Source organism: Flavobacterium sp. ZE23DGlu08 (assembly GCF_030505335.1).
GTDB lineage: Bacteria > Bacteroidota > Bacteroidia > Flavobacteriales > Flavobacteriaceae > Flavobacterium > Flavobacterium algoritolerans.
This window is the reverse complement of sequence record NZ_CP130045.1, coordinates 2,573,456-2,596,920: the sequence shown is the minus strand read 5'-3', so window position 1 is coordinate 2,596,920 and position 23,465 is coordinate 2,573,456. Positions and strand designations below refer to the sequence as shown.

The 23,465-nt window shown below is 33.5% G+C and carries 19 protein-coding genes and 2 tRNA genes; 6 read left to right on the top strand and 15 right to left on the bottom strand.

The window, feature by feature from the left end:
- Positions 1 to 123: 123 nt before the first annotated feature.
- The 5 genes from Q1W72_RS11320 to rlmN all read right to left on the bottom strand — a co-directional run bounded on the left by Q1W72_RS11320 (position 124) and on the right by rlmN (position 5,307).
- Positions 124 to 1,716, bottom strand: coding sequence for a hypothetical protein (locus Q1W72_RS11320; protein WP_302135299.1), 1,593 nt, complete (start codon positions 1,714 to 1,716; stop codon positions 124 to 126).
- A gap of 47 nt (positions 1,717 to 1,763) precedes the next feature.
- Positions 1,764 to 2,510 (bottom strand): hypothetical protein, encoded by a 747-nt coding sequence (locus Q1W72_RS11315; protein ID WP_099714430.1) that lies wholly within the window; start codon positions 2,508 to 2,510, stop codon positions 1,764 to 1,766.
- The gene (locus Q1W72_RS11310; protein ID WP_099714429.1) at positions 2,497 to 3,057 is read right to left on the bottom strand and encodes an RNA polymerase sigma factor; all 561 of its coding nucleotides are present in this window, start codon (positions 3,055 to 3,057) and stop codon (positions 2,497 to 2,499) included. Before Q1W72_RS11310 ends, Q1W72_RS11315 begins: the two co-directional genes overlap by 14 nt.
- A 149-nt stretch (positions 3,058 to 3,206) precedes the next feature.
- A complete protein-coding gene (locus tag Q1W72_RS11305; protein ID WP_099714428.1) occupies positions 3,207 to 4,184 on the bottom strand; it encodes a polyprenyl synthetase family protein in 978 nt (325 codons plus the stop codon).
- A 79-nt stretch (positions 4,185 to 4,263) separates the two neighbouring features.
- Positions 4,264 to 5,307 carry a 23S rRNA (adenine(2503)-C(2))-methyltransferase RlmN gene (gene rlmN / locus Q1W72_RS11300; protein WP_099714427.1) on the bottom strand — a complete coding sequence of 348 codons (1,044 nt, stop codon included), beginning with the start codon at positions 5,305 to 5,307 and terminating at the stop codon, positions 4,264 to 4,266.
- An 81-nt stretch (positions 5,308 to 5,388) separates the two neighbouring features.
- Here rlmN and Q1W72_RS11295 point away from each other — a divergent pair, with 81 nt between their 5' ends.
- Positions 5,389 to 6,030 (top strand): O-methyltransferase, encoded by a 642-nt coding sequence (locus Q1W72_RS11295; RefSeq protein WP_302135293.1) that lies wholly within the window; start codon positions 5,389 to 5,391, stop codon positions 6,028 to 6,030.
- Between the two features lie 146 nt (positions 6,031 to 6,176).
- Here Q1W72_RS11295 and Q1W72_RS11290 read toward each other — a convergent pair whose 3' ends face one another.
- From Q1W72_RS11290 to Q1W72_RS11260, 7 genes are all read right to left on the bottom strand, one after another.
- Positions 6,177 to 6,740 carry a phosphatase PAP2 family protein gene (locus tag Q1W72_RS11290; protein WP_302135291.1) on the bottom strand — a complete coding sequence of 188 codons (564 nt, stop codon included), beginning with the start codon at positions 6,738 to 6,740 and terminating at the stop codon, positions 6,177 to 6,179.
- Positions 6,740 to 7,141 (bottom strand): twin-arginine translocase TatA/TatE family subunit, encoded by a 402-nt coding sequence (locus Q1W72_RS11285; protein ID WP_099714425.1) that lies wholly within the window; start codon positions 7,139 to 7,141, stop codon positions 6,740 to 6,742. The genes Q1W72_RS11290 and Q1W72_RS11285 overlap by 1 nt, the downstream gene beginning before the upstream one ends.
- A 110-nt stretch (positions 7,142 to 7,251) precedes the next feature.
- The gene (locus Q1W72_RS11280; RefSeq protein ID WP_302135287.1) at positions 7,252 to 9,495 is read right to left on the bottom strand and encodes a M1 family metallopeptidase; all 2,244 of its coding nucleotides are present in this window, start codon (positions 9,493 to 9,495) and stop codon (positions 7,252 to 7,254) included.
- A gap of 59 nt (positions 9,496 to 9,554) precedes the next feature.
- On the bottom strand, positions 9,555 to 10,061 hold the full coding sequence (locus tag Q1W72_RS11275; protein WP_302135285.1) for a DUF6702 family protein: 507 nt from the start codon (positions 10,059 to 10,061) through the stop codon (positions 9,555 to 9,557).
- Between the two features lie 79 nt (positions 10,062 to 10,140).
- Entirely contained in the window at positions 10,141 to 10,896 is a 756-nt protein-coding gene (locus Q1W72_RS11270; RefSeq protein ID WP_302135283.1) for a hypothetical protein, read from the bottom strand.
- Between the two features lie 216 nt (positions 10,897 to 11,112).
- On the bottom strand, positions 11,113 to 11,841 hold the full coding sequence (locus Q1W72_RS11265) for a hypothetical protein (RefSeq protein ID WP_302135282.1): 729 nt from the start codon (positions 11,839 to 11,841) through the stop codon (positions 11,113 to 11,115).
- The gene (locus tag Q1W72_RS11260; RefSeq protein WP_302135281.1) at positions 11,831 to 12,586 is read right to left on the bottom strand and encodes a hypothetical protein; all 756 of its coding nucleotides are present in this window, start codon (positions 12,584 to 12,586) and stop codon (positions 11,831 to 11,833) included. The genes Q1W72_RS11265 and Q1W72_RS11260 overlap by 11 nt, the downstream gene beginning before the upstream one ends.
- A gap of 148 nt (positions 12,587 to 12,734) precedes the next feature.
- Here Q1W72_RS11260 and pepE point away from each other — a divergent pair, with 148 nt between their 5' ends.
- Positions 12,735 to 13,442 (top strand): dipeptidase PepE, encoded by a 708-nt coding sequence (gene pepE, locus Q1W72_RS11255; RefSeq protein ID WP_121342792.1) that lies wholly within the window; start codon positions 12,735 to 12,737, stop codon positions 13,440 to 13,442.
- Between the two features lie 53 nt (positions 13,443 to 13,495).
- Here pepE and Q1W72_RS11250 read toward each other — a convergent pair.
- Positions 13,496 to 13,568 (bottom strand) — tRNA-Gly (locus Q1W72_RS11250).
- A 47-nt stretch (positions 13,569 to 13,615) separates the two neighbouring features.
- Positions 13,616 to 13,688: transfer RNA gene (locus tag Q1W72_RS11245), tRNA-Gly, on the bottom strand.
- A 428-nt stretch (positions 13,689 to 14,116) separates the two neighbouring features.
- Here Q1W72_RS11245 and Q1W72_RS11240 point away from each other — a divergent pair.
- Positions 14,117 to 15,703, top strand: coding sequence for a murein L,D-transpeptidase (locus Q1W72_RS11240; RefSeq protein ID WP_302135278.1), 1,587 nt, complete (start codon positions 14,117 to 14,119; stop codon positions 15,701 to 15,703).
- Here Q1W72_RS11240 and Q1W72_RS11235 read toward each other — a convergent pair.
- Positions 15,692 to 16,414 carry a murein L,D-transpeptidase catalytic domain family protein gene (locus Q1W72_RS11235; RefSeq protein ID WP_302135277.1) on the bottom strand — a complete coding sequence of 241 codons (723 nt, stop codon included), beginning with the start codon at positions 16,412 to 16,414 and terminating at the stop codon, positions 15,692 to 15,694. The two genes, Q1W72_RS11240 and Q1W72_RS11235, sit on opposite strands and share 12 nt — an antisense overlap.
- Positions 16,415 to 16,602: 188 nt before the next feature.
- Between Q1W72_RS11235 and Q1W72_RS11230 the strand changes: the two genes are divergently transcribed.
- The 3 genes from Q1W72_RS11230 to gpmI all read left to right on the top strand — a co-directional run bounded on the left by Q1W72_RS11230 (position 16,603) and on the right by gpmI (position 23,210).
- Positions 16,603 to 18,996, top strand: a complete 2,394-nt coding sequence (locus Q1W72_RS11230) for a DUF5916 domain-containing protein (RefSeq protein WP_302135275.1) — start codon at positions 16,603 to 16,605, stop codon at positions 18,994 to 18,996.
- Positions 18,997 to 19,133: 137 nt separating this feature from the next.
- On the top strand, positions 19,134 to 21,551 hold the full coding sequence (locus Q1W72_RS11225) for a DUF5916 domain-containing protein (protein WP_302135273.1): 2,418 nt from the start codon (positions 19,134 to 19,136) through the stop codon (positions 21,549 to 21,551).
- Between the two features lie 141 nt (positions 21,552 to 21,692).
- Complete coding sequence (gene gpmI / locus Q1W72_RS11220; protein WP_302135271.1) at positions 21,693 to 23,210, top strand: 2,3-bisphosphoglycerate-independent phosphoglycerate mutase; 1,518 nt, start codon at positions 21,693 to 21,695, stop codon at positions 23,208 to 23,210.
- Positions 23,211 to 23,465 lie beyond the last annotated feature (255 nt).

The following is a 23,465-nucleotide window of genomic DNA, read 5'->3' as shown; positions in this document are numbered from 1 at the left end:
AAAATTTAATAATTGAAAAGTGTGTAAAAATACACAAATCAAAGTTTAAAATTCAATATCTAAAACAAAAAAAGCACTTCTTTCAAAGTGCTTTTCAAAGTATAAAACTAACTAAAACAATTTCTAATTAAAATCAAAACGCACTCCTAAGGAAACGTTATTCTGTTTCACTGTATTGTCTTTGAATAAAGGATTCAAGTCATATTTCAAGTACAAACTGGTAGATTTATATCCTACATAAGTGCTTAATCCATATATAAAACTATCAACATTAAAATCACCTTTAGTTATTTCTCTTGATTTATACCCATCAATATCATAATTTATATGTTGCTTCGATTTTAGATTTGTACCCACGTACCCTCCTAAACCAATACGAAAACTATCGTGTGTTTTAAAATAAGTCTTCCCATCTCTTTCTTTGGATTTTGTGAAGTCAAATTCTAAGTGCATTGGAAATACTAAATTTACATTCTTGAAACGAGAATCATCCTGATGAATAGGATTTACCTGAAGGTTTGTTTGGTTTCCATCTACTACAAAATACCTATTGTCTGTAGCTCGCAAATTATTGTACATTACAGAAAACCCGTATTTTGCATGCAATAGATTGTTGTTTTTTAAAATTCTAGTATTATAACTCAATCCCCACTCGTAAAAATGCGATCCTAAATACCTAAAATCTGATTTTTGTACAGAGCCATCAGTCACTACATTATTCAATCCAGCAGCGAATACAAATTGTGAAGTAGTTCTTTTGGACTGGCGCTCTTCTTTATCTTCCTGACCATTATAAACCTTCATTGAAGTGATATTAATTTCGGTTTGAGAACCAATTGAATTTGGATTGTTACCTAGAATAATTGTTCGACCTCCTCTTCTATGATCCTTTTCATCCGCTACTTTTCCATCAACTTTATCTTGTACCAATTGATTTAACTTTACTTGTTCAACACTCACTTTTGCTTCAATGGCTGCAGCATGAATTTTTGCTTTTTGCATTTTAAGGTCACTTGCTTGCTCCTTAGTAACAACACCTTTTTCTAAGTCATTATCAATTAATTCCACAGCCACTTTTAGTGCATTTTTTTCATTATCTGTAATGGCTTTAATTTCGTTACTAATAGCTTTAGCTTTGGTTTCAAAGGAAATTACTTTATGGTCTCTTCCTTTATTTTGTCCGGTTTCTTCAAAGGAGTCGTCAACTATTTCTATTGTTACATCCTTAAACCAAATTTGCCCTGTTTCATTTAATAAAATACCATACGAAATAGCTGTTGCCTCAGTTGGAACATATAAAACCACCTCATATTTAGTCCAATCCTTAGTTCCTTTGATAGGTCTTCTTTGCATATTATCAAAAGCTAAAACTGCTGCAGTATAATAATCTACTCGCATCCACAACCCTGCCCATGACTTTACATTTTCACTTTTCACATACGCAGTCATTTTGACTGTTTTTCCCAAAAATGCATCCGGTTGTATGGTTTTCATTATAGTACCAAAACCATTCGTTTTACTTTGAATCGATTTAATTTTGTAAACCGTTTGATTGTTTTTTTCAGCCCCTGCATCTGATCCCATTTCATAACTATCCGGCTTTGAACCTCTATAGTGCCAGTCTGAACTATTTTTTATGGCATCTACTCCTTGAGCGTTTACCTTACATAGAAAGGAAAGCACCACAATTGCTGTGAATAAAATAATTTTTTGCATGATTTTCGTTTTTTGATTGATGATTGATTTTTATTGATGATTGATTTTTATTCTTCGTAATTTCTATTAACTAAAACTGTTTTTATAGCATTAAAGTTTTTATTGAATTTGTTCAATGCAGACTCTCTAAATGATTGATTTAATTCTGTTTCAGCATTTGACAACAAACTGTTTGGATTTACCACAATAGCTTTTCTAGTTTTTTCAATTGTTTTATCAGTAGCTTTAGGTTCAAATTTAGTATTCGTAACTTCCGCTAATAATTTTTCTGCTGAAATATATTTATTTACACTTGTTGATTGGTAATTCTTGTTTTCAGAAGAATTAACTACAGCATCATTTTCTTTTGATTGATTGATAATTAAAGCTTCCTCCTCTTTGTTATTAAGTTGCTTTGGCTGCTTTTTCAGATTATTATTATCAGCGACAACTTTATGTGTCTCTACTATTGTTTTTTGAACTTGGCTAGGTAAAACAGTTTCATTAATTATTCCTGGCTCTTCTAAATCATTCCTATCTATTTTTTGTTCTATAACTACTGGATTTCCCTTATCTATTTTTACAGTTTCAAAACCTTTAAAATAAACCGTACCTATTAATAGAAATCCAACAAAACTTGCCGCCATGAACATCCAAGGGAATTTTGTTTTTTGTTTTTGCTTCGCCTGTTCGCTATTGCTCGAGTCAGCTACCGAAAGCATTGCATCCAGTTTGCTCCAAGCCATTTCTGATGGTTTGATCTCCCGAGAATTCAATTGCTCTTTGAACTGGGTTTCTAATTTATTCGGTTCCATAACTGTAATTTTTTAACGTATTAATCTGCCCTTGCAGCATTTTTCTGGCATGTGACAACTGCGACTTTGATGTTCCTTCATTAATCCCTAACATACTTGCAATTTCCTGATGCTTATACCCTTCAATAGCATATAAATTGAAAACCATTTTATAACCATCCGGCAAACTGTCTATTAAAAACTGAATATCGTCTATTGAAAATTGGCTTTCAATGTTGTTGAAACTTTCTTCAAAATAGGTTTCGTCTTCACTATACTTTAGCTTTTTTTCAACTCGGATAAAAGAAATACATTCATTGACCATGATTCTTCTAATCCAACCTTCGAAACTTCCTTTGTGCTGAAAATTCTTCAGATTCGTAAACACTTTCATAAAAGCAGTAATCATGATATCTTCGGCCTGATGAATGTCTTTTATGTATTGACGGCAAACACTTAACATTTTTGGAGAAAACTGGGTATAAATTTTCTGTTGTGCATGCCGATTATTCTCGACAGCTAACTCGATTAATTCATTTTCCTCCTGATGTAAGTTGATTACTTTCAAAATCTTTATAAAGTGTTTCTATAAGTATAGACGATTGACAATGCAAAAAGGTTGCATCTTAAATAGAAAATTTTTTGATTCTAAAAAAATTAAAACCAAAAAAGTCAATAAAATCAATAGTTAACGAGAGAAAATTATTTTTAAAAAAATTATTTTTTTCTTTCAATCACATAATTCACCATCAAAATCAGCGCGTCTTTAAACTCAGAATCCGAATAATTATCTAAAAGCAAAAGGGCTTCTTGCTGGAATTCGACCATTTTTTGTTCTGCATAAAGCAATCCATTATTGTTTTTTACAAAAGCAATAACTTCTTTGACGCGTTTTTTATCTTTATTATGGTTTTTAATGGAATTGATAAGCCATGTTTTCTCTTTGGAAGTACACGTATTCAGGACGTGAATAAGTGGCAGAGTCATTTTTTGTTCTTTGATGTCAATTCCGGTTGGTTTACCAATGGCATCTTCTGTGTAATCAAATAAATCATCTTTTATCTGAAAAGCCATCCCGATAAGTTCTCCAAATTTACGCATGTTTTCTACCTGAACTTCATCTTCAATAACGGATCTTGCACCAAGAGCGCAACAGGCAGCAATAAGTGTCGCTGTCTTTTTTCGGATGATTTCATAGTAAATATCTTCTGTGATATCGAGTCTTCGGGCTTTTTCAATTTGAAGTAATTCGCCTTCACTCATTTCGCGAACAGCGACAGAAATAATTCGAAGCAAATCGAAATCGCCATTATCAATAGAAAGCAACAATCCTTTGGACAATAAATAATCACCCACAAGTACCGCAATTTTATTTTTCCAAAGCGCATTAAGCGAGAAAAAACCTCTTCTGCGATTACTGTCATCCACTACATCATCATGAACTAATGTCGCAGTATGAATCAGTTCGATAACACAAGCGCCACGATACGTTCGTTCGTTTACAATTCCGGCTGAAACCATTTTAGCAGTCAGAAAAACAAACATAGGACGCATTTGTTTTCCTTTTCTGTTGACGATGTAATACGTGATTCTATTTAACAAAGCCACTTTTGAGGTCATCGATTCATAGAACTTTTTTTCAAAAAGTTCCATTTCATTGAAAATGGGCTGTTTTATTTGTGAAGTAATATTCATTAGAATTCAAAGATACAATTTTAGCCTAGAATCTTACAAATGCTTGCATTCTTTTGAATATTTTTCGAAAAGAAAACTCTTAAGCTTCTTTATTTGCCAATTGTCCACAAGCTGCATCAATATCTTTTCCACGACTTCTTCGCACTTTTACTACAATTCCGCTAGCTTCAAGCGCTTTTATGTACGCATTAATTGATTCTTCAGAAGCTTGTTGAAATTCCCCATCATCGATAGGATTGTATTCAATAAGATTTACTTTGCAAGGAACGTATTTACAAAACTTCACCAAGGCATCTATGGAAGCTTTATTGTCATTGATATCTTTCCAAACGACATATTCGTAGGAGATTTTGCTTTTAGTTTTTCGGTACCAATATTCTAATGATTCACGTAAATCCGCTAAAGGAAAATTAGCACTAAACGGCATAATTCTGGAACGAATTTCGTCGATTGCCGAGTGTAGCGAAACTGCTAATTTGAATTTCACATCATCATCAGCTAATTTCTTAATCATTTTAGGAACTCCCGAAGTCGAAACCATAATACGTTTAGGTGACATTCCTAAACCTTCCGGCGACGTAATCATTTCGATTGCTTTCAAAACATTGTTGTAATTCATAAGCGGTTCTCCCATTCCCATGAAAACAATATTCGACAACGGATGATTGTAATACAAACGGCTTTCTTTATCAATGGCAATTACCTGATCATAGATTTCGGCCGGTTCCAGATTTCGCATTCTTTTTAATCGCGCTGTAGCGCAAAAGTTGCAATCTAAACTACAACCTACTTGACTCGAAACACACGCTGTAGTTCTTGTATTAGTAGGTATCAAAACCGATTCTACCACTAAACCATCATGCAAACGAACGGCATTTTTCACGGTTCCGTCTTCACTGCGCTGCATCGTATCCACTTTGATGTGGTTGATAACAAAATGCGTCTCCAACATCGTGCGTGTTCCCTTAGAAACATTGGTCATATCCTCAAAACTATGTGCGCCTTTGCTCCACAACCATTCGTAAACTTGATTTCCACGAAAGGCTTTGTCTCCATTTGCTACGAAAAAATCTCGCAATTGTTCTTTTGATAAGGATCGTATGTCTTTTTTCTCGATTTCCATGGTGCAAATTTAATGACAATTTGTTGATTTGTTGATTTGATAATTTGATAACTTTGCTTCCAATTGAAAAAAAATCAAAAAATGCATTTCATTTCCCAAGATTTAGAAGATTATATCGAGCAACATTCTCAAAAAGAGCCTGCTTTACTGGCGGCGTTGAATAAAGAAACGTACCAAAAAATTCTGTTGCCACGAATGTTGAGCGGTCATTTTCAAGGTCGGGTTTTGAGTATGTTGTCTAAATTGATTCGGCCGGTAAATATTCTGGAAATTGGCACTTACACAGGTTATTCGGCGTTGTGTTTGTGCGAAGGGATGCAGGTAACCGGACAATTGCACACCATAGACATCAAAGAAGAATTGGTAGATTTTCAAAGAAAACATTTTGACAAATCGCCTTGGGGGAAACAAATTGTACAACATTTAGGCGAGGCAGTTGACATTATTCCAGCGCTTGACTTGAAATTTGATTTGGTTTTTATCGATGCTGATAAAGAAAATTACCTCAACTATTTTGAATTGATTCTTCCAAAAATGAATACAGGCGGAATTATCTTATCAGACAATGTGTTATGGAGCGGGAAAGTTTTGGAACCGTTACACCCAAATGATTTGAGTACAAAAGTATTACTGGAATACAATGAGTTATTAGCAACTGATCCCAGAGTAGAAACGGTTTTGTTGCCTATTCGTGATGGATTGACAGTAAGCAGAGTTCTATAGTTTCGATATTTCTATTGAAAACAAATGCCCTAGCCCTGATAGAAGCGGCATCCTTTTTCTTGTTATTCTGACCTAAGGAAGAATAACAAAAAAAGATACAGCGTAGAGCAGGAAATAGCTCCAGCTTATTTCGTTTCTCGTAATAACTATTGTGGAAAATACTTTTGTTGTGCCATTTTGTATCCTTTGAACATCAAAAATCCAAAAGTAAAACCGAATAAATAACCCGTAAGAATATCTAACGGATAATGCAATCCCAAGTAAATTCTACTGTATGCAAAGATGAGTGGCCACAAGAACAGGAAGCCGAAAAACTTGATTTTGTCTTTAAAATTAAAGAACAAAAATGTAGCAACTGCCATTGAATTTGCAGCGTGACCTGAGAAAAAACTAAATGAGTTTCTGACTTGAACGATGCGTATAAAGGAATTTATTTCAGGATTATTACATGGTCGCAATCGTTGAAATCCGTTCTTGAATACGTTTGTTGCTTGATCTGTAAATGTGACTAAAGCCGCTACAAAAAGCAATAAATATAAGGTTTGCTTAGCGCCAAGTTTTTTATAAAGGACAAACAAAAGGAGTAAAAAAAGAGGAATCCAGTTGCTTTGTTTCGTAATAAATAACCAAAGTCCATCATAGGTTTCCGACCCTAATCCATTCAAAAAAATAAACAATTTTGTGTCTAAAGACAGTAATTTATCCAACATTACATCTGACGTTTTATAGGTCCTGCAACATCTTCTATAGCTTCTTTAGTTGTTTCGATTTGAGTGGTGGTTTCGCCCAGTAAATTGTCTTTGGCTTTATTAATTTCTGAGGTTATATTCCCTGTTATATCGCTAATTTGTGACGTATCTCCCAATAAATCATCCTTAGCTTTATTGATATGCGATGTAATATTTCCTCTTAAATCGGTTAATGTTTGTGTATCAAATCCATTAGCCTCAGCTCCTTTTTGAATTTCACTTTTTATGTCATTTGTAGCATGTTTTAATTGTGCCATTGCCTTACCCATGGTGCGGGCTATTTCCGGTACTTTATCTGACCCAAAAAGCATCAGTACTATAAACATGATAAAAATTAATTCGCCTCCTCCTATGCCAAACATATTTTTTGTTTTTTATTGCTACAAATATACCTAATTTTGAATCTTTGACTTTTAATTTTTTCATAAAAAAAAGACTCTTTTCAGAGTCTTTTTTAATTTTATGTCTTTATTTAATCAAATTTAGACTTCACTTCTTCTTTAGGCCAAGCGTTATTGGTTACATCAATATCAGCTGTTTCTAATTTTGGATCTATCTGAATCTTTTTAATTGCTTTTTCAGTTGCATACACTTTCTTAGCGGTATCGTTGTTTTTTCTCCAAATTTGAGCTGGATATTTGAATGTTTCTTTCGTATCATCTTCGTAAGTCAATTCAACAATAATTGGCATTAACATTCCTCCTGGCTTGTTAAACTCTACTTCGTAGAAATACTTAGGAGATTTTAATTTTAACCTTTCATCCGCAGAGAAGTTTTGGTTTACATACTCAGATAGTAAATTTACATCTGCAATTGCCAATGCTTTTTTGTCTTTAGCTGATAATTCTTCACTTGTTCCAGGAACTAAATAAACGAAAGGTCCTTTTTCTTGACCAAAACGCCCTCTTCTTACTACAGCGTCTTTCAATTCTTTTGTTGCTGTCTCAGACACGAAATATTGTTTTACTTCTTTCACTCCGATATCTACAAAATCAGTAGAGTAAAACCATCCTCTGAAAAACCAATCTAAATCTACTGCTGATGCATCTTCCATAGTTCTAAAAAAGTCTTCTGGTGTAGGATGCTTGAATTTCCATCTGTTTGCATATACTTTGAAAGCATGGTCAAACAATTCTCTACCCATAATTGTTTCTCTAAGGATATTTAAACCCGTTGCCGGCTTACCATAAGCATTAGCACCAAATTGAACTATCGTTTCAGAGTTTGACATAATTGGCTCCAAGAATTTTTGATCTCCACTCATGTAAGGAACAATTTTACTTGCCGGTCCACGACTTGAAGGGAAATTTGTACCCATTTCTTGTTCAGCCATATATTGCATAAAAGTATTAAGACCTTCATCCATCCAAGACCATTGACGCTCATCAGAATTTACAATCATAGGAAAGAAATTGTGTCCTACTTCATGTATTACTACACCAATCATTCCGTTTTTAATACGCTCACTAGTCACTCCTTTTTCGTCAGGACAACCATAATTCCAACAAATCATTGGGTATTCCATCCCTTGATCTTCTGCTGAAACAGAAACAGCTTTTGGATAAGGATAGTCAAATGTATGAGATGAATAACTTTTTAAAGTATGAGCAACAGTTCTAGTTGAAGTTTCTCCCCAAAGTGGATTACTTTCTTTAGGATAAACTGAAATTGCCATAACTGTTTTGTTAGTCAATTGAACTGCCATTGCATCAAGAATAAACTTTCTTGACGTAGCAATACCAAAATCCCTTACGTTTTTAGCACTAAATTTCCATGTTTTTTTCTTTTCTGAAAAACCTTTTTCGCTTGCTTCAGCTTCCGCTTGAGTAACAATTACAACTGGTTTGTCAAATGATTTTTGAGCCAGTTCGTATCTTTTTACTTGCTCTGCAGTAAAGACTTCGCTTCTGTTCATCAATTCCCCTGTAGCTTCCATAACGTGATCTGCAGGAACGGTGATATTTACATCAAAATTTCCAAAAGGCAACGTAAATTCTCCCGTTCCCCAAAATTGCATATTCTGCCATCCTTCAACATCATTATAAACCGCCATTCTAGGATAGAACTGTGCAATTACATATAATTTATTTCCTTCTTTTTCGAATAATTCATAGCCAGAACGACCACCGTCTTGTCTGTAATTATTAATATTATACCACCAATTGATAGAAAAAGTAAATTTCTCACCAGGTTTCATTGGCGTTGCTAAATTAATACGCATCATCGTTTGATTGATCGAATAGGATAAAGCATTTCCTTTTATATCTTTCACGAACTCAATGTTAAAACCACGCTCTTGCTCTTGTTTCAAGAACTTATTTGCGAAGTTTCCAGCAGGAAAAACCTGTTCCATTCTTTGGCTTTCCGCCAATGGAGTCTGCGAAGTTTTCGCAGCTTGATTTTGGTCTAACTGAACCCATAAATACTCTAAAGTATCCGGAGAATTGTTATAATAAGTAACCGTTTCAGAACCAGTTAATTTAGATTTTTTGTCATCAAGCTCTACATTTATCTTGTAGTCAGCCTGTTGCTGATAATAAGCCGGACCCGGAGCTCCAGAAGCCGTACGAAACATGTTAGGTGTTGCTAACAGGTCATACATTTGACTAAACTTATTGGTATCGTATTTTCCTGTTTGTTTTGGCGCAACAGGTGCCGTTTTTTCTTGGGCAAATAAAATTGCGGGAAGAAGTAATAATAATGTAAATTTTTTCATAGGTGGAAATCTGGTTATCAGTGCGTGAAAATAATAATTTAAAACAAATTTCTCTAAATTTATTCATATTTTAACATTCCCTTGGATGTGGACTCTGTAAATAGTAGTGTATTTTTTACACCAGCCACATTAAAATGCATAATATTCTGTTGCTCTGAATTTCCTTCTATGATAACTGTGTTATAAATTTCGAGTGAATTAATTTTAGGGACTTCCTTAATACTTAAATAACAAATAAGTACATCTCCTTCCATTTCTTTACTTAAAAGATTCATGGCCTTAGCTTGTCCATTTATTTTTATGGAGAATTTTTCGCTTAAATACTTTTTCAACAAAATCAAATCTTCATCCGTTTCTTTTTCGGAGCCCAAATTGATTTTTTTAGTATACTTTTTTCCAACGGCACTATTCAAATCATCAACAAAAATACGAGCGGTGATTTGAAGCATTTTCTTTTGGGGAGCGTAATTTACTTGGTATAATGCTACATAAAATTTATGTACAGTAAAAGAAGTCAACGTTAAAAATAATAGGCAAAAAAAAGTAATTAAGATTGTTTTTTTCATACGAAGATTCTATTTGTTTTTATCGGAATATGGTATCGCAATTCTTGAATCTTATTTGTATTTTGGAATCATGGCGATTTCATTTTTCAAAAGTAGTAATTCTTTTAAACTCTTCGTTCTTGGTAATTAAAAAATCAATTAGTAAAAATTCGTCTTCTTGTTTCAAAAGGCTTTTTGATTTTGGATCATTCTCGCAATAATCCAGAAAAAGTCCAATTTCCTCTTTTTTCAACTTCAATGTATTTGTAAAGAAATAATTGTCAATTCCTTTAGAAACCACATCCGAGAAATCCACATTAGAATTCAAATCGGCTTTTTTTGCCGAATCATTCTTGAATACTTTAGAAACCATTTTAAATATTCTAACAAAATCCATTCCATTTTCTATACTTCCATCCGATGGCATGGTTCTATTCACTGGCGAAGATTTCGCATCGTCAAAAAATTGCAGGTCTACAATTCCCTGAGAATTTCCGGCTATTGGTTTTATCTCCGCTTTACGCTTCACAATAACTTCCTTCAAAAGCGTAGTTTGTGCTTCTAAATTGACTACAAACAACGGTTTTGAAAAATCGTTGTCCTGAATCACAATTTTTTTAGACTTGAAAGATGCGCTTGAAACTAACAAGGTGTCTTTGGCTTTCGCCAAAATATCAAAAAAGCCTTGGTCGCTTATAAAGGTTCTTGTTTTTGAATTCAAATTAAAAACATACCCGTTGTCTACCAAAGCAGATTCATTTACAAATTGACCGTGCAAAGACTTTCTGTTTCCATTTTGACCAAAAGAAAGTTGGCAAAAGAAAATCAAACAAAGGATTCTTATTTTAGTTTTCATCTTGGATTATTTTATAAGCATTATTTTTTTCAATCTAGCAATTGGCTTTAGCCATAATAAAAAATTCTCCATCACTATTTGTGACGGCTGTTTTTTCATTTACTAAATTTAAGATATTTATTCCACTTATGTAAGCCGAATCGACTCTAATTTTACCATGAAGCAGTTTGTCCAAAAGAAATTTGGCACATTAAAAATAAAACTACCGGTAGAATTTTATTTATTTTCACCTGTAATAATTTCATTGTAATTTTCGGCGAGCCTTACAATTAAAAACATGACCATTGTCTTGTTTTTAGATCGCAATGCATTTGCAAAAGCAGTATCATCAATACAGTAATATTGAAAACCTCTAATATAATCTGTGGGAATTTTTAAATTTTCGATATAATATTTATCTTCAAAAAGAACTTCGATTCTAGCTAATAATTGTTCTTTTTTCTCAATTACAATTTCCTTTTTCAGCATAGCTTTTCGTCCTGAAATGGTATTCAGCAATCCATCGATACCATTACCGGAAGTTGCCGTGTATAATTTCCTTTCGGCTGGTGTATATTTTTTTTGCCCATAAGGTATAATTCCTAAGCTCTCTGCTGTAATGGTAGATTCACTCACTATGACTTCTTTCAAAATAATACTTTTAGGAATCATCTTTACAGTAATAACTTCCTGCAGCATATCCTGCTTGTCAATTTTCATTCGGAGGCCTTCTAAATTAACCGCAGTAAACACCAAAACATCACCTTCTTTTACAGCAATAGTAAAGAAACCGTTCACATCCGAAAAAGCAGTTTTATCCGTTGTTACATTCTCAATCGTAATGCGATCAACCGCAACAGAATCGGCGATAATTTTTCCTCGAAGTTCCTTTATGTTGTAAGCTTGAGCAAAAATGACTTGCGCGAACAAAAAAACAATAAACTGTAGTGTAATTTTAATTTTCACCGGCGATTATTTCTTTATATTTAGTTGCTAACTCTCCAATTAAGAAAGTAGTCATCGTTACATTTTTAGATTTTAAAATAGTCACAAATCTTTCGTTGTCAACAATATAATATTCAAATCCCTTGACATATTCAGAAGGTATTTTTAATGTATTTACAAAATAATCAATAGTAAACATATTCTCTAATTGCCTCATATACGATTCTTTCTTTTCGACTTCAACTTCTTTTTTAAGCATTTTAGTCCTTCCTGAAAACCAATTCAATAATGGATCCGCTGAGATTGAACCACCCATCATCGAGCCTGCATTAGCTGTGGCATTAAGATTACTGGCAGTATATAACTTTCGTTCTGCCGGAGTATATATTTTTTGTCCCTTTGGAATTATCCCCATTGACACTGCATTGATACCGCTTCTTACAATAACTTCGCGCAATTGATTTACTATCGGCATCATTTTCACAGAAAGCATTTCTTGTTCAAAATCCTTTTGGGTTAAGCTAATTCTAATCTCTTTGAACTGCCCTTCAGTAAATAGTAATGTATCTCCAACTTTAGCAAAAATAGAAAAATTTCCCTCTTTATCTGTGACTAAAGCTTGCTCGCTTTTTAAGTTTATCACATAAATTCCTTCTAAAACTGAAACATCAGAAGTCACTTTTCCTTTCAATCTTATTCTAGAAGTTTCCTGTGCTACAACATTCGTTGTTACAAAAGCCAAATACAAGTACACAATTCTAATCATCCCTTTTTAAATCCGTTATTCACACCTCGTAAAAGTATCTTAATGCGTTCCAAATTAATTACTAATGGGTTGGTAAAAAAATGTTAATTAAAAATGTGAAATCAAAAAGACTGATTTAATACCTTTAGCACAAATTATTCACTAAAAAATGAAAAATATACTAATCGCAAGCACTTCTACTCTTGCAAACCAGAATTATCTGGACTATTTATTACCTGAATTGCAATTGCATTTTAAAGACTGTAATACTATTCTTTTCATTCCTTACGCAAGACCCGGAGGTATTTCTCATGAGGAATACACTGCAATGGTTAGCTTGGCTTTTGCCAAAATAAATAAAAAAGTAATCGGAATCCATGAATTTGAAGACGCCACTCAAGCTTTGAAAAATGCCGAAGGGATTTTTACCGGAGGTGGAAGCACCTTTGTTTTGGTTTCCCAATTATACAAAAACAACAGTATGGAAATCCTCTCTGAAGTTGTAAAAAATGGAACTCCGTATTTAGGAACAAGTGCCGGAAGTAACATTTGTGGATTAACGATGCAAACGACAAATGACATGCCAATTGTTTATCCTCCAAGTTTTAAAACTCTGGGATTAATTCCTTTCAATTTGAACCCACATTATTTAGATCCCGACACCAATTCAAAACACATGGGAGAAACTCGCGAAACCAGAATAAAAGAGTTTCATGCTTATAATTCAGTACCCGTTTTAGGATTAAGAGAAGGAAGTTGGCTGGATGTAAAAGGAGACAAAATCACTTTGAAAGGCGATTTGACTGCACGCCTGTTTAGACAAAATCAAGCACCTGAAGAACTGGAAAGTGGAACTGATTTAAGTTTTTTAAAGTAATCCTAAAATAAATTACAAAAAAAAGCCGAAACAATTAAGTTTCGGCTTTGAAGAGCGAAAGACGAGGCTCGAACTCGCGACAACCAGCTTGGAAGGCTGGAGCTCTACCAACTGAGCTACTTTCGCATTAAAACAGTAAAATAAAAAACCTCAAACCTAAATTTGAGGCTTAGAGCGAAAGACGAGGCTCGAACTCGCGACAACCAGCTTGGAAGGCTGGAGCTCTACCAACTGAGCTACTTTCGCATTAACAACGGTGCAAATATAATTAATAAGTTTGCTTCAATGCAAGTTTTTTTCTTAAAAAATCACAAACTTACCCATGCGATCTTTTTTAAAAAAGCATATAAAAATCATAAAGAATTTAATATGAAATTATTATACCTTTATTACGCTAAAAAAAACAATCTAAAATATCAAAAAAATTATCGTTTTTTGAAGCATTTTCAGTAAGACATCCCGTACTTCGGGCAGAAAACAGTTCCGAATTCAGGAAATAGCAGTCTTAAAACAGCATCAAAAAAGGGTTTTGAAGAAAAACTCATTCAAAATTCTGAGAAATTCGCACGAAAAGAAGCATTGGATTCCATGAAAAAATGGAATATTAAGTCAAAAGATTGACTTTAAAATAAAAGGAGTTGAAGAACACATTATCATGTTTAAAAAAACGAATAATGAAAACGTTGGTTCTAATATTATTAATCTGTGTAACTATTAGTTGCAAAAAGGAAGAACTAAAAAGTGAGGTAATCTTGAAAAATGACATTTCAAACCCTCCTGTTTTACCTGAAGATAAATCCGTTAGAATTGACTCCATCCTACTAACTTCTTTTAACAACAAAACACTTTTCAATTTTTATAAAGCGACTAACTACAGAACAATTTGGCAATCTGAGGATAGTAGAAAAATAATTTTAACAGAACTCCTTAAATCTGATGAGGAGGGATTAAATCCGGAGGACTACAAAGTAAAAACATTAAGTGATTTTGAAAAAAAATCAGCAACACTAAACGATTCTGATTTAGCCAAATACGACATTTTACTGACCGAAAGTTTTCAAAAATACATTTCACATTTGACAAACGGAACATTAAACCCCAGAAAACTATATAAAAACTGGGATTTAAAAGAAAACTACATTGACCTAAACGAGACTTTGACTAATTTACTGGACAGCGATTCCTTAGCAGACAAAATAAAACAATTGAAACCCAATCATATTGTTTACAAAAGATTAAAAAAAGCATTAAAACTGATTAATACCTTTCCTAAAGATGATTTCAAAGCGTTAAAAATCGCAGAAATAATTGCTCCAAACGATACCAATCCTTCCATAATTGATATTAAAAAAAGATTGACTTACTGGAAAGAATTGCAACCGCAAGACAGCTTAACGACTATCTATGACCCAGAAACCATACTTGCAATAAAGAAATTTCAAAGTCGTCATGGCTTAGCTATCGATGGAATAATTGGACCTGCAACAATTTCCTCACTCAATTTTTCCAAAAAACAACGAATGCAACAAATTATAGTAAATCTTGAGCGCTGGAAATGGTATCCTAAAGAAATGGGAAAAGAATATATAATCATTAATATTCCCGACTACAGATTGACGCTAATAAAAGAGAAAGACACGTTGAGAACGCACAGAGTAATAGTGGGAAGAGCGAAAAGAAAAACACCAATCTTATCGTCTAAATTAACTCAGGTTGTCTTTAACCCAACTTGGACTGTTCCTCCCACCATTTTGCTGGAAGATGTTATTCCTGCCATTTTAAAAAACCGAAGTTATTTATCGGAATCAAATATTAAGATCTATGATCGCAATGGGAAAATCGTAAGTCCTTACGAGTGGCAATTATCGCAAGCCCAAAGTTATCGTTATGTGCAAAGTCCAGGAACTTTTAATTCGCTGGGAATGGTTAAGATTATTTTTCCAAACCGCTTCTCTGTTTATTTACACGATACTAATCACAGGGATTATTTTGACAAAATAGATCGTTCGTTGAGTTCGGGTTGTGTCAGAGTTGACAATCCATTAGAATTAACAGAATATTTATTGAACGATGCCGTCAATTGGAATCTGGAAAAAATTACAACAATCTTGCAAAATGAAAAAACAAAATTTGTAAAAATCAAAAAAGAAGTTTCCTTTCACTTATTGTATTGGACCGCTTGGAGCGAAAACAACAAACTGATTTTTAGAGATGATATTTACAATCTAGATAATGATTTATACACTAAATTAAGAAATTGATTCTGTTCCAAATTTAGAAGCCCTTGACGGATGGTAAATAAAAAAACATGATTTGTTTTTTATGGCACTGATGATATCTTTAGACAATTCTACCGGCACAGCAGGACAACCTTGACTTCTGCCTAATCTGTGATTATTTTTGATAAATGAATTAGAAACATAATCAGCCGCATGCATCACCACGCCTCTTGCTCTTGCATTGTCATTAACTCCTTTTTCCAGCCCATCTAATTTAAGTGACATCCCATGTTTGCCATTATAAATTTCACCTGTGGCATAAAAACCTAAACTGCTTTTATACGACTCAGCTGAATTTGAAAAATTAGAAGCAAACTCATTTCCTGTATTTCTACCATGTGCCACAAGAGAATGAAACAATATATCTCCAGTTAGTAGGTCAATTACCCAAAGTCTTTTGGTATTTGAGGACAAGCTAAAATCAATTAAGGTGAGAATATCTTTCTTAATTAATCCTTTTTCTTTCAACGAATAATACCCTTTTAAAGCTTCAGCAAAACTTTCTAATTTAGGCAAAGCAAATTTATCAGAATGCAAATTATTGTATGCCAATTCAATTTTAGCCTCAACACTAGATTCTACCGTTTTGGCATAAACTACTGGTTTAACATCACTTGACTCTGAAAGGTTTGTTTTGCTTGTAGAGAAAGAAAACAGCATAAACAAAATAGTAGGAAATAGATTATAAATCATTGATTATCTTTAAGTTATAAATAAATTCGGGATTGCAAACCTACGTTAAAAAATCAAAATCGAAACATTTTTAACAAAATTTTAGTCCATTTATAACGCATTACTTGGTGAAATATTGAGTGAAAAATCATAAAAAACACAATTTCTATGTTAATTTTGCTATTTTTGTTTAGAATCAATCCCAATTTATGTCAAAGTTACATTCGATAGCTATATTTTATTTAATATTCTTTAGTTATACTGCTTACAGCCAAAAAAAAACGCTTCAAGCAAAATCCATCACTGAAAATATAACAATTGATGGAAAAATAAATGAAGAAATTTGGGAAACTGCCTCAGTTGCTACCAATTTTGTAATGTTTGAGCCTGACAACGGAAAACCAATAAGCAACGATAAAAGGACAGAAGTAAAAGTACTCTACGATAACAATGCCATCTACATATCGGCATTACTTTATGACAATGAACCTGAAAAAATTCAACGTGAAATAACAAAACGAGATGTTTTTGGGGTTTCAGATCACTTTTCAGTTTACATCAACGGATTCAATGATGGCCAACAAGATTTTAGGTTTTTTGTAAGTGCTGCAGGAGTCCAAATGGATTGTTTAGCAATTGAAGATTCTGAAGATTTCACTTGGGATGCCATTTGGGACAGTGAAGTAACAGTAACGGAATTTGGTTGGGTTGTTGAAATGAAAATTCCTTATGCTGCCTTACGATTTTCAAAAGCTGATAAACAAACTTGGGGCTTGAACTTCATGCGTGAAATCAAACGCGATGTACAAAAATATACTTGGAACAGGATTGACACTAAAATTGGTGCTGTTATTCCTCAAGCAGGAATTCTTCAAGGAATTGAAAGTATACAAACTCCTACCCGACTTTTCTTGATTCCATATTCATCCGCATACTATCAACAAAGTGATATTGGTTCTGACACGACTTTAAAAGCTGGGTTGGATATAAAATACGGCATAAATGACTCCTTTACATTAGATGCAATTTTGGTACCTGATTTTGGACAGACAAAATTTGACAATGCGATTTTGAATTTAGAACCTTTCGAACAACAGTTAGAAGAAAATAGACCTTTTTTTACCGAAGGAACTGATTTATTTAACAAAGGAGGTTTATTTTATTCCCGAAGAATTGGTGGGGCTCCAAGCACTGAACCCGCTACGGCAGCAAATGAAGAAATAACGAATTATCCAAGCACGGTAGATTTATTGAATGCCGTAAAAATATCTGGACGCACTGAAAAAGGGTTGGGTATTGGATTTCTGAATGCCGTTACTGAAAAGACAAAAGCTATTATTTTAAATAATGACATAGGCGAAGTTAGAAAAGAAGTAATCGAACCATTGACTAATTATAATATGTTGGTTTTAGATCAACGCTTCAACCAAAACTCATCGGTTTCTTTTGTAAATGCGAACACTACTAGAAATGGAGGTTTTAGAGATGCGAATGCTTCGGCATTATTGTTTGATTTGAATACAAAAGAAAATACGTATAATTTATATGGAGATTTCAAATACAGTTCCATCAATGCAATTGAAGATTACGATGGATTTAAAACAGAAATTGGATTTGCAAAAACAAGTGGAAAATATCGTTATGGATTTTCCGGAAAATATGTATCCGAAAACTATGATGTAAATGATTTAGGGATTAATTTTTATTCCAATTATCATAATGCTTATGCAAATGGAAGCTACAGAATAGTAAATCCGACTAAAATTTTTAATACTTTCAAAATAAATCAATATATAAATTTTGAGGTTGACAACACCTCAAAAAAACTACAAACCGGTGCATTTGGAACAGAAATAAAAGCAACAACATTACAAAACGATTACTTAGAATTTGTAGTTGAATTTTCACCATTTAAAACTTTTGATTTTTATGAACCTCGTGAATATGGCAAATATGTGTTCCTTCCTGAAAAAGTTTTTACTGCAATAAATTTTGCTACTAACGACAATAACCCTTTTACATTAGTTGTGCAACCTTCATTGTCCAAATTCAATGAGAATGACCGAAATGTTTATGGTTTTTATATAAGTCCAAAATACCGATTTAACGATAGGCTTTCTATTGCATACGTATTGGATTATTTTAACGAAACTAATGATCGTGGTTGGGTTGATACTGACAATACAGGGATAATTTTTGCTGAACGTAATAGGGAAACAGCTCAAAATGATTTTACCGGAAAATATGCCTTGAATAATAGAATGACAATAAACCTGACTGCACGTTATTACTGGTCCTATTCTAAAAATCATCAATTTTTCACCTTACAAAACAACGGTTATTTAACTCCAAACAGTACTTACGCACAAAACAAAGACAGGAATTTTAATTCTTGGAACTTCGATTTGTCTTATTCATGGTGGTTTGCTCCTGGAAGCGAAATATCCATTTTGTACCGTAACTATGGATTAGAAAGAGCGAGTATAGTCGAAAAAGATTTATCTAAAAATCTAAAAAGTATTTTTAATAGCGACTTAACCAATGTGCTTTCCATAAGCATTCGCTATTTCATTGATTACAATGCCGTGAAAAATAAATTTTAATTTTAAACCAAACTGTAACATTCAATTGAAAAGGGAGTCTATTAACTCAAACTATTCAGTGGATTGGTGATTGTTACCTTTGAAACTTTTTTGGTTTTTCTAAATTTTGCATCAATCACCAATCAATCAATCGTTTCATGAAAAACCAGTTATTACTTTGTTTTCTATTCCTATCTGCTTTTGGCTATAGCCAAAAAAAAGTCTTACAAACTAAATTCATTTCGGAAAAAATTGAAATCGATGGGAAATTAGACGAGAATACATGGCAAACAGCTGCAATAGCCAATGATTTCATCATGTTTGACCCAGACAATGGCAAAGCGATTCCAGAAAATAAGAGAACTGAAGTAAAAGTTTTATACGACAATGACGCCATATATATTGGAGCCATTATGTATGATGAAAATCCGGGGAAAATTTTAAGAGAAATTACCCAGCGGGATAATTTTGGTACTTCTGACCTTTTTGGTGTTTTTATAAATGGGTTTAATGATGGACAACAAGATTTTCAATTTTTTGTCAATGCAGCAGATGGACAAGCCGATTGCATTACCACCGATACTAATGGAGAGGATTATTCTTGGGACGCCGTTTGGAAAAGCAAAGCCGTAATTACGGATAAAGGCTGGGTTGTTGAAATGAGAATTCCATACGCCGCATTGCGTTTTTCTGGCGAGAACAAACAAACCTGGGGACTTAATTTTTTCAGGGAAATTAGACGGGATCGTCATAAATATACTTGGAATTTCATTGATTCAAAATTGGGAACTTTCACCCAACAAACAGGGGTTTTAGAAGGAATTGAAAATATAAAACCTCCCACCCGACTCTTCCTTTTGCCGTATTCTTCCTTTTATGTAAATGCAAATGCGCAACAAAAAACGTACGGAACTCTCAAAGGCGGATTAGATTTGAAATACGGAATAAACGATGCTTTTACGCTGGATATGATTCTTATTCCTGATTTTGGACAAACAAAATACGATGATCAAATTCTGAATTTAGGACCATTTGAACAACAATTTAACGAGAACAGACCTTTTTTTACAGAGGGAACCGATTTGTTTAGTAAAGGAAATTTAGTTTATTCAAGACGAATTGGAGGAAATCCAATCAATTATCCTACCGCAGCTGCAAACGAAGAAATCATTGATAATCCCGCTAGTGTAAACCTTATCAATGCATTTAAAGTTTCTGGAAGAACCAAAAATGGATTGGGAGTTGGAATCTTAAATGCTGTCACCGAAAAAACAACTGCAACCATCAGAAATAACGACACACAAGAAGTCCGAAAAGAAGTTGTTGAACCGCTGGCAAATTATAATGTATTAGTTTTAGACCAGCGCTTTCGCAAAAATTCCTCTGTTGCGTTTGTTAACACAAATGTTACCAGAAACGGAAGTTTTAGAGATGGAAATGTAACCGCCTTAGTTTGGGATTTGAATACTAAAAAAAATACCTATAACCTTGTCGGTGATTTCAAATACAGTTATATCAATGGTGTAGAAGATAAAAAAGGTATTAATTCCCAATTGAATTTTTCTGAAACCAGCGGTAAATTTCGTTATGGAGTTGGGGCTGATATCACCACAAAAGATTTTGATAATAATGATTTAGGAATCAATTTTGAGACTAATTATTACAGTGTATATGGTAACACCAGTTATAGAATCCTGAATCCTACGAAGTATTTTAACACTTTCAATGCCAGAATAAACGCTTATTCACAATTTCAAAAAGAAACAGGCAAATTACAAACGGGCAATATTAACTTTCAGATTAATTCGAATACCAAAAAAAATCATTACTTCGGAATAGGTTTCGATGCGAATCCAGTAGAGACCTACGATTATTACGAACCAAGAACCGCTGACAGATACGTCATAAAACCAAGTAAACTTGGAGGTTTTATTTATATTTCAACCAATTACAACAATAGTTTTGCCATTGATTTCAATCCGTCATACGCCGTTTTTGATGAAGCCGGAAGAAATTCTTATGGTTTTTCTCTTGGTCCGAGATACCGTTTTAGCGATAAATTATCATTGAATTATAATTTCAATTTTTTCAGGCAAAACAATAATAAAGGCTACATTGACAGTATTAATGAAGACCTGAATTCAGCTACACCAAATACTATAATTTTCGCCAATAGAAATGTAATCACCTATTCAAATACACTTTCGGGAAAGTATTCACTGAACAGTCAGATGACGTTTAATATTTCGTTACGCCATTATTGGTCCTATGCCGAGAATAAAAACACTTTATCCTTAGAACAAAACGGAAGATTGGCTGATTTTACAGGATACACAGACAACAAAAACTCAAGTTTTTATTCCTGGAATGCTGATTTGTCTTATACTTGGTGGTTTGCGCCAGGAAGTCAGGTTTCTGTTTTGTATCGAAACAATGCTGGTGCTTTTGAAAGAAAAATCAATAAAGAATTTAGAGAAAACTTCACCAATTTATTGAATAATGACGCATTGAGTCATGTTTTCTCGATCAGTGTGCGCTATTTTATAGATTACAATGAAGTGAAGAATAAATTCTAAATGCATAAACCTTAAAAAAGGTAACTTTCCACAACAAAATAATCATTATTTGTTATGCTTAGCCTCTGAATCTATAATAGTGATTTTGATTCACTTGAAGATTTTTAGAAATACTTTATCTTTGCTTAAAATAAATTTGCAATGAATAAAAAAGTAATTCTTATGATTTTGGACGGTTGGGGAAAATCTCCTGACCCAAAAGTTTCTGCTATCGATAATGCCAATGTTCCATTTATTAATAGTCTTTATAGAAATTATCCAAGCGCTCAACTTCGAACTGACGGATTAAACGTTGGTCTTCCTGAAGGTCAAATGGGAAACAGCGAAGTAGGTCACATGAATCTTGGTGCAGGCCGAATTGTATATCAGGATTTAGCCAAAATAAATTTAGCAGTTGCTCACGACACTTTGGCGAAGGAGCAAGTTCTAGTTGATGCCTTCACATATGCCAAAATACACAATAAAAAAGTACACTTTTTAGGTTTAGTTTCAGATGGAGGTGTGCACTCTCATACGTCTCATTTACGCGGTTTGATTGACGCCACACAACAACACGGATTGCAAAAAGTTTTTGTTCACGCCTTTACTGACGGTCGTGATGTAGACCCAAAATCCGGTAAACATTATATACAGGATTTACAGGATTATATCGCTAATACTACCGTAAAACTGGCTTCAGTTGTAGGACGTTATTATGCAATGGACCGCGACAGACGTTGGGAAAGAGTAAAACTTGCCTACGATTTATTAGTAAACGGAATTGGAACACATTCAACAAATGCAGTGGCTTCCATCGAGGATAGTTATGAAGTCAATGTAACTGATGAATTTATTCATCCAACAGTTATGGTGGATGAATATGACCAACCATTGGCCACAATAGAGGAAGATGATGTGGTTATTTTCTTTAATTTCAGAACAGACAGAGGACGAGAATTAACCGAAGTATTGACTCAGATGGATTGTCATGAACAAAACATGCACAAACTTAATTTGTATTATGTTACGCTGACTAATTATGACGAAACGTACAAAAACGTAAAAGTCGTTTATAACAAAGATAATATTACGGAAACTCTTGGAGAAGTTTTAGAAAAAGCACACAAAAAGCAAATTCGTATTGCCGAAACGGAGAAATATCCTCACGTAACTTTCTTCTTTTCCGGCGGAAGAGAACAGCCTTTTATTGGCGAGAGCCGCATCTTAAAAAACTCTCCAAAGGTTGCCACTTATGATTTACAACCGGAAATGAGCGCCTTTGAGTTGACCGATGCTTTGATTCCCGAATTGGAGAAAGAAGAAGTAGATTTTGTTTGTCTTAATTTTGCCAACGGCGATATGGTGGGACATACCGGAATTATGAGTGCTGCAATAAAAGCCTGTGAAGCAGTTGACCAATGTGTCGAAAAAGTAATCACGGCAGCATTAGCCCATAATTATACTACCATCGTAATTGCAGATCACGGGAACTGTGAGACAATGATTAATCCTGATGGAAGTCCAAATACAGCACACACTACAAATCCTGTCCCAATTATTTTAGTGGACAAAGATCTTAGAGTAATTCATGATGGAGTTCTTGGAGATATTGCCCCAACTATTTTAGAATTAATGGGTGTCGAAAAACCGGAGGTAATGACTTGTCATTCTTTACTTTAAATAAAACCAATAAGCAATATTTGAATTGAAAGCTACTCCAAACGAGTAGCTTTTTTTATAAATAAAAGTTAAATTTTCATTGTTAATAGCAATACTATTATTTTAATATATATATTTGTATTAAATTTAAATGTATCACTATAATTAATTAAAAACATGAAAAAGAGTATTCTATTTTTAACCCAACTTGCAGGGTTGAATGACGATAAAAGTTAATTAATTGTTAATTACATCATTTTAACAATCATTTCTGTA

What these genes read in the sequence shown, in the direction of transcription:
- Q1W72_RS11320 (WP_302135299.1), bottom strand. Translation starts at nt 1,716, where the DNA reads ATGCAAAAAATTATTTTATTCACAGCAATTGTGGTGCTTTCCTTTCTA.
- Q1W72_RS11315 (WP_099714430.1), bottom strand. Translation starts at nt 2,510, where the DNA reads ATGGAACCGAATAAATTAGAAACCCAGTTCAAAGAGCAATTGAATTCT.
- Q1W72_RS11305 (WP_099714428.1), bottom strand. Translation starts at nt 4,184, where the DNA reads ATGAATATTACTTCACAAATAAAACAGCCCATTTTCAATGAAATGGAA.
- rlmN (WP_099714427.1), bottom strand. Translation starts at nt 5,307, where the DNA reads ATGGAAATCGAGAAAAAAGACATACGATCCTTATCAAAAGAACAATTG.
- Q1W72_RS11295 (WP_302135293.1), top strand. Translation starts at nt 5,389, where the DNA reads ATGCATTTCATTTCCCAAGATTTAGAAGATTATATCGAGCAACATTCT.
- Q1W72_RS11290 (WP_302135291.1), bottom strand. Translation starts at nt 6,740, where the DNA reads ATGTTGGATAAATTACTGTCTTTAGACACAAAATTGTTTATTTTTTTG.
- Q1W72_RS11285 (WP_099714425.1), bottom strand. Translation starts at nt 7,141, where the DNA reads ATGTTTGGCATAGGAGGAGGCGAATTAATTTTTATCATGTTTATAGTA.
- Q1W72_RS11280 (WP_302135287.1), bottom strand. Translation starts at nt 9,495, where the DNA reads ATGAAAAAATTTACATTATTATTACTTCTTCCCGCAATTTTATTTGCC.
- Q1W72_RS11275 (WP_302135285.1), bottom strand. Translation starts at nt 10,061, where the DNA reads ATGAAAAAAACAATCTTAATTACTTTTTTTTGCCTATTATTTTTAACG.
- Q1W72_RS11270 (WP_302135283.1), bottom strand. Translation starts at nt 10,896, where the DNA reads ATGAAAACTAAAATAAGAATCCTTTGTTTGATTTTCTTTTGCCAACTT.
- Q1W72_RS11260 (WP_302135281.1), bottom strand. Translation starts at nt 12,586, where the DNA reads ATGATTAGAATTGTGTACTTGTATTTGGCTTTTGTAACAACGAATGTT.
- pepE (WP_121342792.1), top strand. Translation starts at nt 12,735, where the DNA reads ATGAAAAATATACTAATCGCAAGCACTTCTACTCTTGCAAACCAGAAT.
- Q1W72_RS11240 (WP_302135278.1), top strand. Translation starts at nt 14,117, where the DNA reads ATGAAAACGTTGGTTCTAATATTATTAATCTGTGTAACTATTAGTTGC.
- Q1W72_RS11235 (WP_302135277.1), bottom strand. Translation starts at nt 16,414, where the DNA reads ATGATTTATAATCTATTTCCTACTATTTTGTTTATGCTGTTTTCTTTC.
- Q1W72_RS11230 (WP_302135275.1), top strand. Translation starts at nt 16,603, where the DNA reads ATGTCAAAGTTACATTCGATAGCTATATTTTATTTAATATTCTTTAGT.
- Q1W72_RS11225 (WP_302135273.1), top strand. Translation starts at nt 19,134, where the DNA reads ATGAAAAACCAGTTATTACTTTGTTTTCTATTCCTATCTGCTTTTGGC.
- gpmI (WP_302135271.1), top strand. Translation starts at nt 21,693, where the DNA reads ATGAATAAAAAAGTAATTCTTATGATTTTGGACGGTTGGGGAAAATCT.